Annotated in this window: 13 protein-coding genes; 4 read left to right on the top strand and 9 right to left on the bottom strand. The window is 60.7% G+C overall.

All coding sequences use genetic code 11. The annotated features are described in order from the left end of the window. Positions 1 to 20: 20 nt before the first annotated feature. Complete coding sequence (locus BFP95_RS20790) at positions 21 to 650, top strand: ribonuclease T2 family protein (RefSeq protein WP_065876123.1); 630 nt, start codon at positions 21 to 23, stop codon at positions 648 to 650. On the opposite strand, the gene BFP95_RS20785 is transcribed toward BFP95_RS20790, so the two are convergent. Beyond that, positions 647 to 1,084, bottom strand: a complete 438-nt coding sequence (locus tag BFP95_RS20785; protein ID WP_049708692.1) for an Rrf2 family transcriptional regulator — start codon at positions 1,082 to 1,084, stop codon at positions 647 to 649. The genes BFP95_RS20790 and BFP95_RS20785 overlap by 4 nt on opposite strands. Positions 1,085 to 1,226: 142 nt before the next feature. Between BFP95_RS20785 and BFP95_RS20780 the strand changes: the two genes are divergently transcribed. Then, positions 1,227 to 2,111: an NAD(P)/FAD-dependent oxidoreductase gene (locus tag BFP95_RS20780; protein WP_065910631.1), complete on the top strand. Its 885-nt coding sequence runs from the start codon at positions 1,227 to 1,229 to the stop codon at positions 2,109 to 2,111. Between the two features lie 159 nt (positions 2,112 to 2,270). After that, positions 2,271 to 2,858 (top strand): LysE family translocator, encoded by a 588-nt coding sequence (locus tag BFP95_RS20775; protein ID WP_065876125.1) that lies wholly within the window; start codon positions 2,271 to 2,273, stop codon positions 2,856 to 2,858. Here BFP95_RS20775 and BFP95_RS20770 read toward each other — a convergent pair. From BFP95_RS20770 to gloB, 8 genes are all read right to left on the bottom strand, one after another. After that, complete coding sequence (locus BFP95_RS20770) at positions 2,800 to 3,693, bottom strand: AraC family transcriptional regulator (RefSeq protein ID WP_065891247.1); 894 nt, start codon at positions 3,691 to 3,693, stop codon at positions 2,800 to 2,802. The genes BFP95_RS20775 and BFP95_RS20770 overlap by 59 nt on opposite strands. A 201-nt stretch (positions 3,694 to 3,894) precedes the next feature. Then, complete coding sequence (locus BFP95_RS20765) at positions 3,895 to 5,496, bottom strand: ABC transporter ATP-binding protein (RefSeq protein ID WP_065910630.1); 1,602 nt, start codon at positions 5,494 to 5,496, stop codon at positions 3,895 to 3,897. 1 nt (position 5,497) lies between these two features. Continuing rightward, positions 5,498 to 6,517, bottom strand: coding sequence for an ABC transporter permease (locus tag BFP95_RS20760; protein ID WP_049708686.1), 1,020 nt, complete (start codon positions 6,515 to 6,517; stop codon positions 5,498 to 5,500). 1 nt (position 6,518) lies between these two features. Beyond that, the gene (locus BFP95_RS20755) at positions 6,519 to 7,595 is read right to left on the bottom strand and encodes a microcin C ABC transporter permease YejB (RefSeq protein WP_049708685.1); all 1,077 of its coding nucleotides are present in this window, start codon (positions 7,593 to 7,595) and stop codon (positions 6,519 to 6,521) included. Next, entirely contained in the window at positions 7,596 to 9,440 is a 1,845-nt protein-coding gene (locus BFP95_RS20750) for an extracellular solute-binding protein (RefSeq protein ID WP_065881667.1), read from the bottom strand. Then, positions 9,437 to 11,266 carry an extracellular solute-binding protein gene (locus BFP95_RS20745; RefSeq protein WP_065891248.1) on the bottom strand — a complete coding sequence of 610 codons (1,830 nt, stop codon included), beginning with the start codon at positions 11,264 to 11,266 and terminating at the stop codon, positions 9,437 to 9,439. The genes BFP95_RS20750 and BFP95_RS20745 overlap by 4 nt, the downstream gene beginning before the upstream one ends. A gap of 234 nt (positions 11,267 to 11,500) precedes the next feature. Beyond that, on the bottom strand, positions 11,501 to 12,910 hold the full coding sequence (locus BFP95_RS20740) for a lytic transglycosylase domain-containing protein (RefSeq protein ID WP_065876130.1): 1,410 nt from the start codon (positions 12,908 to 12,910) through the stop codon (positions 11,501 to 11,503). 98 nt (positions 12,911 to 13,008) lie between these two features. Continuing rightward, complete coding sequence (gene gloB, locus BFP95_RS20735; RefSeq protein ID WP_065881664.1) at positions 13,009 to 13,776, bottom strand: hydroxyacylglutathione hydrolase; 768 nt, start codon at positions 13,774 to 13,776, stop codon at positions 13,009 to 13,011. Positions 13,777 to 13,841: 65 nt separating this feature from the next. Between gloB and BFP95_RS20730 the strand changes: the two genes are divergently transcribed. Next, a complete protein-coding gene (locus BFP95_RS20730; protein ID WP_065876132.1) occupies positions 13,842 to 14,600 on the top strand; it encodes a class I SAM-dependent methyltransferase in 759 nt (252 codons plus the stop codon). Positions 14,601 to 14,617: the final 17 nt, after the last annotated feature.

Raw genomic sequence — 14,617 nt, 5'->3', positions numbered from 1 at the left:
TTTTTCCAAGGAACAGACCGATGAAATATTGGATGATGGTGTGGCTGGTACTCGCCACAAGTGCAGTGGCGGCCCCGCGTAGCCAAGGCACGCCGGGAGAGTTTGATTTCTACGTGTTGTCGTTGTCATGGTCGCCAACCTTCTGCCTCACGCACCCGGACAATGAACAGTGTTCGGGCAAGGGCTACGGCTTTGTGCTGCATGGCTTGTGGCCGCAGTACGCACGGGGAGGGTGGCCGGCTTCGTGCTCAGCGCAATCGCAGTTGAGTCGCGAAGAAATCGAAAAGGGTGCTGCACTGTTCCCGACCCGTTCACTGCTCCGGCACGAATGGGCCAAGCATGGCACCTGCAGCGGGCTGGAGCCGCTGGCGTATCTGGAAAAAACCGACGAGGCGCTAGGCGTGGTGACCATTCCGCAGCAACTGCAGCCGTTCAATACGCCGCCATCGTTACAAGCCCGTGAGATCGAGGCGTTGTTTCGTGAGAGCAACCCGCGCATGGGCAACCATGGGCTGGCGGTGATCTGCAAAGGCAAAGTGTTGTCGGAAGTGCGCGTGTGCCTGACCAAGGACCTGGCCTTCGCCGGTTGCCCGCGCAGCGTCAAAACCCAGTGCCGCGACGGCGATATCCGCATTCCCGCCCAGCGCTAGGGCAGCATCGCGACGCGGTAGCGCTCGTCAAAATCCTCGGCCAACTGCGCCAGCGTGACCTTGCCCAGGCGTTCCAGCAGCAACGCCTGGGCTTGCTCGAAAGCCCCCGTGAGTGCCGCATTGACGGCCTGTTCCACCAGGCACTCCGGATGATCGGTGGACAGGCCGATAGCAAACAGCGACGGCGTGCCCAGGGCGTTGTGAATATCCAGCAGGGTGATTTCACTCAAGGGCTTGCCCAGGCACCAGCCGCCCTGGTGGCCTTTTTCCGAGCGTACGTAACCCTTTTCCTTGAGCAGCCCGAGCGTGCGCCGTACCACCACCGGGTTGGTGCCGAGCATCTGCGCGATGGTCTCCGAGGTGGCGCGCTCTTCATGGCGGCCCATATGGATCAACACGTGGAGCATGCGCGAGAGGCGGGTGTCGTTTCTCATCAAGGGATCTCTGATCAATTCGGCGGAAAGTATCGTTTGTAACCTGAAAAGTTGCGAGACCCTTGACGGGGTATTTTCACGTAACTTATGGTGTGTCGTGAAAGCGCTCGGATAACCGAGTGCACCACCTGGGGTTACTTTCATGATGTACGACGTGATTATCGTGGGCGGCAGCTATGCCGGGCTGTCGGCGGGCCTGCAATTGGCGCGGGCGCGACGCCAGGTGCTGGTGATTGATGCAGGGCAGCGGCGCAATCGCTTTGCGGCCACGTCCCACGGTTTTCTCAGCCAGGACGGCCAGGCGCCGGCGGTCATCGCCGCGCAAGGGCGCAGCCAATTAATGGCGTATCCGACCGTCACCTGGGTGCAGGGCAATGCGGTGCAGGCGGTGGCGCAGCCGGAAGGTTTCAGTGTGCGCACCGAACATCACGCTACGTTTCACGGTAAGCGCCTGATCCTTGCCACCGGCGTGGTCGACGACTTGCCTGACATCGAAGGCCTCGAAGAGCGTTGGGGCAAGCACCTGTTCCACTGCCCTTACTGCCATGGCTATGAGCTGGATCAAGGCCGCATCGGCGTACTGGCCACATCACCCCTGGCCATGCACCACGCGCTGATGCTGCCCGACTGGGGCACCACCACCTTGTTCACCAATGCTGTGTTTACCCCAGATGCCGAGCAGCAAGCGCAGTTGGATCGACGTAGGGTCAGCGTCGAACACGGCGCTGTACGGCGCATCCGCGGTGAGCGCGCCGACCTGGAATTGGATGATGGCCGGGTGTTCAACCTTGATGGCATCTTCACCATGGCGCGCACTCGCATCAGCCCATTGGCGGAGCAACTGGGCTGTGAGCGCGTCGATGGCCCGACCGGCCGTTATCTGCACACCAATGAAATGCGCCAGACCTCTGTGCCCGGTGTGTTTGCCGGTGGTGATGTCTCCCTTGCCGCCGGTTCCGTCGCGCTGGCCGTGGCCGAGGGCGTGCGTGCCGGCGTGGGCGCGCACTTCTCGTTGATCGACGGTTGAGGCGCCCAGACGGCACTGGCACCGCGCCGGGCACGTGAAAGCCCGGGATCGGGAGTTGTTTGTCAAATAAGCCGGCGGGGGGCATTTTCTTCAATACCGCCGCTGTTTTGCCCTTTACCGTGATGCCATCTGCACCCATCACCCTAAAAGGGAACCTCCATGAGCTTGATCATTTCCATGGCTGCCTTCGCCCTGGCGACCTCCATCACACCGGGGCCGGTGAATGTCGTCGCGCTTAGTACAGGCGCACGCTTCGGTTTTGCCGCCAGCCAGAAACACGTGCTTGGCGCCGCCGTGGGCTTTACGTTGCTGTTGGTGTTGATTGGCCTCGGCTTGCATCAAGTGCTGCTGCGTTGGCCGATCCTGACCCAGTTGATCCAGTGGGGAGGGGTGGCGTTTTTGCTGTACATGGCCTGGAAACTGGCGGTGGACGACGGCCGGCTGGACGCCGACGGCACGGCCACTGCGCCGTCGATACTCTATGGCGCGATCATGCAGTGGCTCAATCCCAAGGCCTGGCTGGCCTGCGTGGCGGGGATGGGCTTGTTTGTGGCGGATGGCGATACCGCACAGGTCTGGCTGTTTGCGGCGATTTACCTGGTGATCTGTTACCTGTCGGTCGCTTGCTGGGCCTACGCCGGCACGTTCCTGCGTCGCTACCTCAGCAACCCCCAGGGCGTGCGGCTGTTCAACCGCTCGATGGCCGCGTTGCTGGTGGCCAGTGTGGGTTATTTGCTGATGGCTTGAGGCGGTCACGGTACTGCCCCGGCGTGGCGGCGAAATGCTGTTTGAACGCGCGCTGGAAATGCGCCTGGTCGGCAAAACCTGCGGCCAGGGCCACATCGGCGATCAGCTCGCCCTGGCGCAATTGCGTACGGGCGAACTGGATACGCTGGTTGACCAGGAAGGCATGGGGCGTCAGCCCGTAATACTGCTTGAAGGCGCGGATCAGGTAAGACGGCGACAACTCGGCCGCCGCGCAGATATCTTCCAGTTTCAACGCCAGGGTGCAGTGTTCGCGGATGTACTCGGCGGCGCGCTCCAGCTTGTGGTTGACCTCGCGTACCGGGGTGTCGGAGGGGTTGAGGCGCTGTTGCACCTCGGTGAAGTAACTCACCAGCGCGCTCTGTTTTTGCAGGTGTTCAGCCTGTTCGTCCACCAGTATTCGATACAACGCCAGCAGGCCGTTGTACAGCAGCGAGTCACGCGTGTAAGGCGTATCAAAGGGCCGGTAACCCTGGTCCGTGCTGAAACCCAGTTGGTGCTGCAGGTCGGTCAGCCAAGGCGTGTCGAGGTACACCATCTGGTAGGACCACGGTTCATTCTCGATGGGATTGCACGCGTGGACATCACCGGGGTTCATCAACACCACGGTGCCGGCGCTGATCTCAAAGGTTTGCGCGCCGTAGTGGTAGTAGCTCCTTCCGGTGGTGATCGCACCAATGGAAAAGTGCTCATGAGCATGACGGGTGTAGGTGACCTTGCGCCCGTCGTCGATGGTCCGCGCTTCAATGAACGGCAAGCGCTCATCACGCCAAAAGCGTGGTGCGTGTGCGGGGTGAGCGGTGGTGTTCAACGACATGGCGGTGGTTCCATCCCTTGAAATCGAGGCAAGATCATTGCACAGACCGCCAGGGTCGTCAGCCCGCAAATCGGTCAAAAATGTGGGAGCGGGCTTGCTCGCGAATGCGTTCGATCAGTGAATACATCGTTGGCTGACACACCGAGTTCGCGAGCAAGTCGAAGCGTCGAACCGCCGCTCCCACATGTCTATCTGTGTGCGTCAGGTGGGTACGAGGAAGGCGGCTTCCAACAGTTGTCGAGTATAGGCATGCTGCGGATCGGCAAAAATCGCCCGCGCATCGCCTTGCTCCACCACCTGCCCGTGCTTGACCACCATCAACTGGTGACTCAACGCCTTCACCACCGCCAGGTCATGGCTGATAAACAGGTAGGTCAGGTTGTACTTGGCCTGCAAACTGCGCAGCAGTTCCACCACTTGGCGTTGCACCGTGCGGTCCAGCGCGGAGGTGGGTTCGTCAAGCAGGATCAGGCGAGGCTTGAGCACCAGCGCGCGGGCGATGGCAATGCGCTGGCGCTGGCCGCCGGAGAACTCGTGGGGGTAGCGGTGCCGGGAATCCGGGTCGAGGCCCACTTCCTTGAGCGCTGCGATGATCGCCGCTTCCTGCTCGGCGGCTGTGCCCATCTTGTGGATGCGCAGGCCTTCGCCGACGATCTCGCTGACGCACATGCGCGGGCTCAGGCTGCCGAACGGGTCCTGGAACACAACCTGCATCTCGCGGCGCAACGGGCGCACCTGTTGCTGGGTCAACTGGTCCAGTTGCTGGCCTTCGAAGCGAATCCCGCCCTTGCTGGCGATCAACCGCAGAATCGCCAGGCCCAGGGTGGATTTGCCCGAGCCACTTTCGCCGACGATGCCCAGGGTTTGCCCCTGGGGCAGGCTGAAGTTGATGCCGTCCACCGCCTTGACGTAATCGACGGTGTTGCGCAAAAAGCCCTTCTTGATCGGGAACCACACTTTCAGGTCATCGACTTCCAGCAACGGCGGACCGACTTCATTGGTCGCCGGCCCGCCGCTGGGTTCAGCCGCGAGCAGTTCCTGGGTGTACGGATGCTGAGGTGATTGGAACAGCGTCTCGCAATCGGCCTGCTCAACGATGCAACCCTTTTGCATCACGCACACGCGATGGGCGATACGCCGCACCAGGTTCAAGTCATGGCTGATCAGCAACAGCGCCATGCCCAGGCGTGCCTGCAGCTCTTTGAGCAATTCGAGGATCTTCAACTGCACCGTGACGTCGAGGGCGGTGGTCGGTTCGTCCGCGATCAGCAACTCCGGCTCATTGGCCAGCGCCATGGCAATCATCACCCGCTGGCGCTGGCCGCCAGACAGCTCGTGGGGCAGGGCCTTGAGGCGCTTGTGCGGTTCGGGAATACCCACCAGCTCCAGCAGTTCCAGGGTGCGCAGGGTGGCGGCTTTGCCGGTGAGCCCCTTGTGCAGGCCGAGCACTTCGTTGATCTGCTTTTCGATGTTGTGCAGCGGGTTCAACGAGGTCATTGGCTCCTGGAAGATCATCGCAATGCGGTTGCCGCGAATGTGCCGCAGGCTTTTTTCCTGGAGCGTCAGCAGGTCTTGCCCGGCGTAGTTGATGGTGCCGGATGGGTGCCGCGCCAGCGGGTAGGGCAGCAGGCGCAGGATCGAGTGGGCGGTCACCGATTTGCCCGAGCCGCTTTCGCCGACCAGGGCCAGGGTTTCGCCGCGCTTGATATCAAAGCTGACGTTGTTCACCACGCGGTGGTGATGTTCGCCCGTGACGAACTCGACAGAGAGGTCGCGGATTTCGATCAGATTGTCCTGATTCATCTCATTTCCTCGGGTCGAAGGCATCGCGAGCGGACTCGCCGATAAACACCAGCAAACTCAACATGATCGCCAGCACGGCAAAGGCACTCATGCCCAGCCACGGCGCTTGCAGGTTGGATTTGCCCTGGGCCACCAGTTCACCCAACGACGGCGAACCGGCAGGCAAGCCAAAGCCAAGGAAGTCCAGCGCGGTGAGGGTACCGATGGCGCCGGTAAGAATGAACGGCATGAAGGTCATGGTCGACACCATGGCGTTGGGCAGGATATGCCGGAACATGATCGCGCCGTTCTGCATGCCCAAGGCCCTGGCCGCGCGCACGTATTCCAGGTTGCGCCCGCGCAGGAACTCGGCGCGCACCACGTCCACCAGGCTCATCCAGGAAAACAGCAGCATGATCCCCAGCAACCACCAGAAGTTGGGCTGCACGAAACTGGCGAGGATGATCAACAGGTACAACACCGGCAACCCGGACCAGATCTCCAGGAAGCGTTGCCCGGCGAGGTCGACCCAGCCGCCGTAGAAGCCCTGCAAGGCGCCAGCGATCACGCCGATGATCGAGCTGAGCACGGTGAGGGTCAGGGCAAACAGTACCGACACACGGAAGCCATAGATCACCCGCGCCAGCACATCGCGTCCCTGGTCGTCGGTGCCGAGCAGGTTGACGCTAGAGGGTGGCGCCGGAGCTGGCACTTTCAGGTCGTAGTTGATGCTCTGGTAGCTGAACGGGATCGGCGCCCACAAGGTCCAGGCATCCTTGGCCTTGAGCAGTTCCTGGATGTACGGGCTCTTGTAGTTGGCCTCCAGCGGGAATTCACCGCCGAACGTCGTTTCCGGGTAACGCTTGAGCGCCGGGAAGTACCAGCCGCCGTCATAGTGCACGGCCAGCGGCTTGTCGTTGGCAATCAGCTCCGCGCCCAGACTCAGCACGAACAGCACCAGGAACAGCCACAGCGACCACCAGCCACGCTTGTTGGCCTTGAACCGCTCGAACCGGCGGCGATTGAGGGGGGACAGGTTCATCTCAATGCTCCCGGCTGGCAAAGTCGATACGCGGATCGACCAGGGTGTAGGTGAGGTCGCCGATCAGTTTTACGATCAGCCCCAGCAAGGTGAAGATAAACAGCGTGCCGAACACCACCGGGTAGTCGCGGTTGATCGCCGCTTCAAAGCTCATCAGGCCCAGGCCGTCGAGGGAGAAGATCACCTCCACCAACAGCGAACCGGTAAAGAAAATACCGATAAACGCCGACGGGAAACCGGCGATCACCAGCAACATCGCATTGCGGAATACATGGCCGTAGAGCACGCGGTGGTTGGTCAGGCCCTTGGCTTTGGCGGTGACCACGTACTGCTTGTTGATTTCGTCGAGAAAGCTGTTCTTGGTCAGTAGGGTCATGGTGGCGAAGTTGCCGATCACCAACGCGGTGATCGGCAGCGCCAGGTGCCAGAAGTAATCTAGGATCTTGCCGCCCCAGCTCAGCTCGTCGAAGTTGTTCGACGTAAGTCCGCGCAAGGGGAACCAGTCGAAATAACTGCCCCCGGCAAACACCACGATCAACAGGATCGCAAACAGGAACGCCGGGATTGCGTAGCCAACGATGATTGCCGAACTGGTCCACACGTCGAAATGGCTGCCATGCCGCGTGGCCTTGGCGATCCCCAGGGGGATCGACACCAGGTACATGATCAGCGTGCTCCATAACCCAAGGGAAATCGACACCGGCATCTTTTCCTTGATCAGGTCGATGACCTTGGCGTCACGGAAGAAACTATCGCCAAAATCCAGCGTGGCGTAGTTCTTGACCATGATCCACAAGCGTTCCGGCGCCGATTTGTCGAAGCCGTACATCTTTTCGATTTCCTTGATCAGCGCCGGGTCCAGGCCCTGCGCGCCGCGGTAGCTGCTGGAGCCGGCCACCGAGACCTCGGCGCCGCCACCGGCTATGCGGCTGGTGGCGCCTTCAAAGCCTTCAAGCTTGGCGATCATCTGTTCCACCGGCCCACCGGGAGCGGCCTGGATGATGACGAAGTTGATCAGCAGAATTCCGAACAGCGTGGGGATGATCAGCAACAGGCGACGAAAGATATAGGCCAGCATTTAATCGCCTCCGCTCGCCGAATCGGCGCTCGTGTTTGTGCTTGTGTCTAGGGTGACAGCCGGTTTGACGTCGGGTTTTGCCCACCAGGTGGCGGTGCCGACGTCGTAGCGCGGCGGGACTTTGGGGTGACCCAGATGGTCCCAGTACGCCACGCGGAAGGTCTTGATGTGCCAGTTGGGAATCACGTAGTAGCCGAACTGCAGTACGCGGTCCAGGGCCTTGGCATGGGCCACCAGGCTTTTGCGCGAATCGGCGTCGATCAGCTCTTCCACCAGTTGGTCGACGGCCGGGTCCTTGAGGCCCATGTAGTTACGGCTGCCGGGTTTGTCGGCGCTTGAAGACTTCCAGAATTCCCGTTGTTCGTTACCCGGCGAGGTGGATTGCGGAAAGCTGCCCACCAGCATGTCGAAGTCCCGCGAGCGAATGCGGTTGACGAATTGCGAGACGTCAACCCGGCGGATCACCAGGTCGATGCCCAGGTCGGCCAGGTTGCGCTTGAACGGCAGCAGGATACGTTCGAACTCGGTCTGCGCAAGCAGGAACTCAATGGTCACCGGTTTGCCGGTGGTGTCGACCATCTTGTCATCGACAATGCGCCAGCCGGCTTCCTGCAACAGTTGGTAGGCTTCGCGCTGCTGTGTACGGATCATGCCGCTGCCGTCGGTTTTGGACGGTTCAAACGCCTGGGTGAAAACTTCGGGCGGGATCTTATCGCGCAGGGGCTCGAGGATTTTCAGCTCATCCGGGCCGGGCAGGCCGGTGGCCGCCATCTCCGAGTTTTCAAAGTAGCTGCGGGTGCGCGTGTAGGCGCCGTTGAACAGCTGTTTGTTGCTCCACTCGAAATCCAGCAGCAGGCTGATGGCCTTGCGCACGCGCACGTCCTGGAACATCGGCTTGCGCATGTTGAACACAAAACCTTGCATGCCGGTAGGGTTGCCGTTGGGGATCTCTTCCTTGATCAAACGGCCTTCTTTGACTGCCGGGATGTTGTAGGCGTTGGCCCAGTTCTTCGCGCTGAATTCCAGCCAGTAGTCGAACTGCCCGGCCTTCAAGGCCTCCAGGGACACGGTGCTGTCGCGGTAGTAGTCGGTGATGCGGTTATCGAAGTTGTAGAAACCTTTGGCGACCGGCAGGTCCTTGGCCCAGTAGTCTTTGACCCGCTCGTAGCGGATCATGCGCCCGGCCTTGACCTCGGCCACTTTGTACGGCCCGCTGCCCAGTGGTATCTCGAGGTTGCCCTTGGCAAAGTCGCGGGTCGCCCACCAATGCTTGGGCAATACCGGCAATTGCCCGAGGATCAGCGGCAACTCGCGGTTGTTGGTGCGCTTGAACTTGAACAACACCTTCAGTGGGTCTTCGGCGATCACTTCGTCGACGTCGGCGTAATAGGTGCGGTAGATCGGCGAGCCGTCCTTGATCAACTCCTGAAAGGTAAACACCACGTCTTCGGCGCGGATCGGGTGGCCGTCGTGGAAGCGTGCCTCGGGGCGCAGGTAGAAACGCACCCAGCTGTTGTCCGGGGCTTTTTCGATCTTGCCGGCGACCAGTCCATATTCGGTGATCGGCTCATCCAGGCTTTGCATGGCCAGGGTGTCGTAGATCAGGCCCAGGTTGTCGGCCGGCACGCCCTTGCTGATGTAGGGGTTGAGGCTGTCGAAACCGCCCATGGCCGACTCTCGGAACGTGCCGCCCTTGGGCGCTTGCGGGTTGACGTAGTCGAAGTGCTTGAAGTCGGCCGGGTACTTCGGCGGTTCGTTGTAAAGCGTCAGTGCATGTTGCGGAGCGGCATGGGCGGCGGTGCACAGCAGCAGGCTGCCGAGCAGTGCGTTGCGCAAATACATCATTGGGCTTTCTCCGAAGCTTTCAGCCACCATGCGCTCAGGCCCAGGGTATAGGGCGGCGTGGTGACAAAGGCGAACCGGTTGCGGTAGGCCAGGCGATGATAGTTGAGGTACCAATTGGGAATGCTGTAGTGCTGCCACAGCAACACGCGGTCCAGGGCACGGCCGGCGGCCAGTTGCTCTTCGCGGGTCTGCGCCGCCAGCAGTTGTTCCAGCAAGTGATCGACAATGGGGTTGTTGATGCCGGCGTAATTCTTGCTGCCCTTGATCGCGGCCTGGCTGGAGTGGAAGTACTGCCACTGCTCAAGGCCCGGGCTCAGGGTCTGGTTGAGGGTGATCAGGATCATGTCGAAGTCGAATTGATCCAGGCGCTGCTTGTACTGGGCGCGGTCGACGGTGCGCAGGCGCGCGTCGATGCCAATGCTGATCAGGTTCTCGACATAGGGCTGCAGGATGCGCTCAAGGTTCGGGTTGACCAGCAGGATTTCGAAGCGCAGCGGTTGCCCATCCTTGTTCAGCAGGCGCTGACCCGATAGCTTCCAGCCGGCTTCACCGAGCAGGGTGAGCGCATGGCGCATCGTCTCGCGGGGGATGCCGCGACCATCGGTCTGCGGCAGGCTGAACGGCTGGGTAAGCAGGCTGGTCGGCAACTGCTCGCGGTACGGTGAGAGCATCAGCCACTCACGGCCGGTTGGAACACCGGTAGCGGCGAATTCGCTGTTGGGGTAGTAGCTCAAGGTGCGTTTATAGGCATTGCTGAAGAGGGTGCGGTTGGTCCATTCAAAGTCGAACATCAGCCCCAGTGCTTCGCGCACCTTGGTCTGGCTGAAGGTTGGCCGACGGGTGTTCATGAACAGGCCCTGGCTCTGGGTCGGGATCTGGTGGGCAATCTGCGCTTTGATCACATCGCCACGGTTCACCGCCGGGAAGTTGTAGCCATTGGCCCAGTTCTTGGCCTGGTGTTCGATATAGATATCGAATTCGCCGGCCTTGAAGGCTTCGAAGGCCACATCGCTGTCGCGATAGAACTCCACTTCGACCCTGTCATAGTTATAGAAGCCCTGGTTGACCGGCAGGTCTTTGCCCCAGTAATCCTTGACCCGTTCGAACACCAGTTGCCGGCCTGGGCTGACTTTGCTGATGCGGTATGGCCCGCTGCCCAACGGCGGTTCGAAGGTGGTGGCCTTGAAATCGCGATTTTTCCAGTAGTGCTGGGGCAATACCGGCAACTCGCCCAGGCGCAGGATCAGCAGCGGGTTGCCGGCGCGCTTGAACACAAAGCGGATGCGGTGACGATTGAGGATGTCCACCCGCGCCACTTCCTGCAGGTTGGTGCGGTATTGCGGGTGGCCTTCGGTGAGCAGGGTGCGATAGGAAAACGCCACATCATAGGCGGTGATCGGCTTGCCATCGTGGAAGCGTGCTTCCGGGCGCAGGTTGAACACCACCCAACTGCGGTCCTCGCTGTACTCCACCGACTGGGCGATCAGCCCGTAGCTGGAGGTGGGTTCGTCGCCGGAGGGCGCGTACTGGCCGGTACCGACCATCAACGGCTCGTTCAGCTCATTTATGCCGTATTGCAGGAAATTGGGGGTGGAAACCGGGCTGGAGCCCTTGAAGGTATAGGGGTTGAGCGTATCGAAGGTGCCAAAGGCCATTACCCGCAATGTCCCGCCTTTCGGCGCTGCAGGGTTTACCCAGTCGAAGTGGGTGAATTTGGCCGGGTACTTGAGCCTGCCGAACTGCGTATACCCGTGGCTCTCGGTAATCGTCGCGTTCGCACCAAAGCTCAAGGCCAGACTTATTAGTAGAAGGAGGGGACGCTTCAAGTCAGAGATCCGATCCAGGCGGCTTGGGCTTTATGATCGGTACAGTAACAGCTTGTTCCGGTTGGAAAAAGGCCGTTGGGAAGACCCTTTGAGGGCTGGCGCGGTATTGAATGGTGTGAAGATCAAATGTGGGAGCTGGCTCGCCTGCGATAGCATCACCTGGGTGTCATTGATACACCGCGGTGTCTGCATCGCAGGCAAGCCAGCTCCCACACAAGCCAGCTCTCATGCGGCTTATCTTGGTCCGGAAACCACCAGCATCTGCCCCGGCTTGAGCGCCTGGCCAGTGCGTGGGTTCCAACGCTTGAGATGTTGCATCTCGACGTTGAAGCGCTTGGCGACGATATACAGCGAGTCGCCTTTCTTGACCTTGTATTGCACCGGCTTCTTGCTACTGGCTACCGCGCGGCGGGTGTCCTGCATCACCAGGGTCTGGCCGACCTTGAGGGCCTGGCCGTTGAGCTGGTTCCAACGTTGCAGGTCATGCACGTCGACCTTGTTGGCCTTGGCAATCAGCGTCAGATTGTCACCCGTACGCACCTTGTAGCTGCGGGTACGCCCGGCAACCCGTGCGGTCTCAACTTCGTCGAACACCTGCTTTTTCGGACGCATCGCCAGTAATTCTTCCGGCTTCATCGTCGAAAGGGTGCTGGTGAGCAGTTGCGCCTTGGAACTTGGCACCAGCAGATGCTGCGGGCCGTCCAGGGTGGTGCGCTGTTTCAGGGCCGGGTTGAGCTGGAACAATTCGTCTTCGTCGATCTCGGCCAGCGCGGCAACCCGTGACAGGTCCATGCTTTGCTTGACTTCAACCACTTCGAAGTACGGTGTGTTGGCAATCGGGTTCAGGTTGACGCCGTAGGCTTCCGGCGCCAGCACTACCTGGGACAGCGCCAGGAACTTGGGCACGTAGTCCTTGGTTTCCTGGGGCAGCGGCAAGTTCCAGTAGTCGGTCGGCAGGCCGAGCTTCTCGTTGCGCTCGATCGCCCGGCTCACCGTACCTTCGCCGGCGTTATAGGCAGCCAGGGCCAGCAACCAGTCACCGTTGAACATGTCGTGAAGGCGGGTCAGGTAGTCCAGGGCGGCGGTGGTGGAAGCAGTGATATCGCGGCGGCCGTCGTAGGCGCGGGTCTGGCGCAGGTTGAAGTAGCGCCCGGTGGAGGGAATGAACTGCCACAGGCCGACCGCATCGCTGCGCGAGTAGGCCATTGGGTTATAGGCACTTTCAATCACTGGCAGCAGCGCCAGCTCCAGGGGCATGTTGCGTTCTTCAAGGCGTTCGACGATGTAATGAATGTAGAGGCTGCCGCGTTCGCCGGCGTTTTCCAGGAAGGAGGGGTTGCTGGCGAACCACAGGCGCTGTTGCTCGATGCGCGGGTTGACGCCTACGCCGTCCTGCAATTGAAAGCCGCGTCGCATGCGTTCCCAGACGTCTTGTGGGACTTCGGGAGCAGGCTTCTCTGAAAGCCAGATGACGGGTTTCTGTTTGATCTTGGCGGTAAGGTTTGGCTTGGGTTGCACGGTGGATTGTGCGGTGAAATTGTTTGATTGGCAGCCCGCCAGCGTGGCGGACACAGCCACCGCCACAGCTTGAGCCAGGCGGGTCAATGCGTCTGAATGGTTGGATTTACGAATAGATGACGACATTGGCTGGAAGTAAGTTCCGGGCAAAAATGTCGGGCGATTCTAGAAAGCGCTTTGGTTCCGGTCAACCATTCAGAAATTACGTATCAGATTGCTTCCTGTTAGAACTTATCTTTCCAGGCCCTCAAGCTAGCAAACACCTCGGCCCCAGAGCGGTTGTCGCGCCCATTCCGTTCGTCCGCTTTTTGTTTAACGGATGTTTCAGAGGTGCGCAGAAAGGGGTTGGTGCGCCTTTCCAGGGCCAGGTTGGAAGGCAACGTGATCTCGCCGCGGGCCCGCAGTTGAAGGACGTTTTCCACGCGTTCGGCGATATCGGCGTTGTGGGGTTCCACCGCCTGGGCAAACTTGAGGTTACTTTGTGTGTATTCGTGGGTGCAGTACACCAAGGTATCGGCAGGCAGCGCGGCCAGACGTTCGAGAGAGGTATACATCTGTTCCGGCGTGCCTTCGAACAGGCGCCCGCAACCGGCGGCGAACAGGGTGTCGCCACAAAACAGCACGCCTAGGTGATAAAAGGCGATATGGCCCAGCGTATGGCCAGGCACTGTATAAATGTCGAAGTCCCAGCCGAGCACCGTGATGCGGTCATTGTCGTTCAACGCTACGTCCCGCGCCGGGATCATCTCGTTGGCCGGGCCGTAGACCTTGGCGTCGGTAGCACCTTTGAGCTGTTCGACACCGCCGACATGATCATGGTGATGATGGGTAATCAGGATGTCGCTGAGGGCCCAGCCAGGGTTTTGCTCGAGCCAGGCCAGTACGGGCGCGGCGTCGCCGGGGTCGACCACGGCGCAGCGCTGGGTGCGGGGGTCTTGTAACAACCAGATGTAGTTATCGGTGAAGGCGGGCAGGGCAGTGATCTGTATCATTCTTCGATTCGCCAAGCTGAACACATTGGTGCATCTTAGAACGTCTAGGCGAGTTGGAGAATGCAATGACTGATAAAGCGTTCGCCCAGGCCGATCCTGAGTGGCTGGCCCTGATCAGCGCAGCCCGTGAATGGCTGTCCGGACCCATCGGGCAATTTCTGCTGGACGAAGAACGGCGCATGCTCGAAGACGAGTTGGGCCGGTTCTTTGGTGGCTACCTGGTGCATTACGGACCATCAGCCGAAACGCCACCCACCGCGCCCCAGGTGCAACGCAATGTGCGCCTGGGCGCACCGCTGCCGGGGGTGGAGATTGTGTGCGAGGAACAGGCCTGGCCGTTGAGCGAGCACGCCGCCGACGTGGTGGTGTTGCAGCATGGCCTGGATTTCTGCCTGTCACCCCACGGTTTGTTGCGCGAAGCAGCGAGCAGTGTGCGCCCCGGTGGCCATTTGCTGATTGTGGGCATCAACCCCTGGAGCAGTTGGGGCCTGCGCCATGTGTTTGCCCATGACGGCCTGCGCCAGGCGCGCTGCATCTCGCCGCAACGGGTGGGGGACTGGCTGAACCTGCTGGGCTTCGCGCTGGAGAAACGCCGCTTCGGGTGCTATCGTCCGCCGCTTGCTTCGACCAAGTGGCAAGGCCGCCTGGCTGGCTGGGAGCGCCGCGCAGGTGCCTGGCAGCTGTCGGGCGGCGGCTTCTATTTATTGGTCGCACGCAAGATCGTGGTCGGGCTGCGGCCGGTGCGTCAGGTACGTCGCGAGCCTATCGGCAAGCTGGTGCCGATGCCGCTGGCCAAGGTCAGCCGTGAGCAAAGCGATACGTAACTTCTTTTTTGAATTCA

Source organism: Pseudomonas sp. 58 R 12 (assembly GCF_900005865.1).
Lineage (GTDB): Bacteria > Pseudomonadota > Gammaproteobacteria > Pseudomonadales > Pseudomonadaceae > Aquipseudomonas > Aquipseudomonas tritici.
This window is presented reverse-complemented; position numbering and strand designations above follow the sequence as displayed.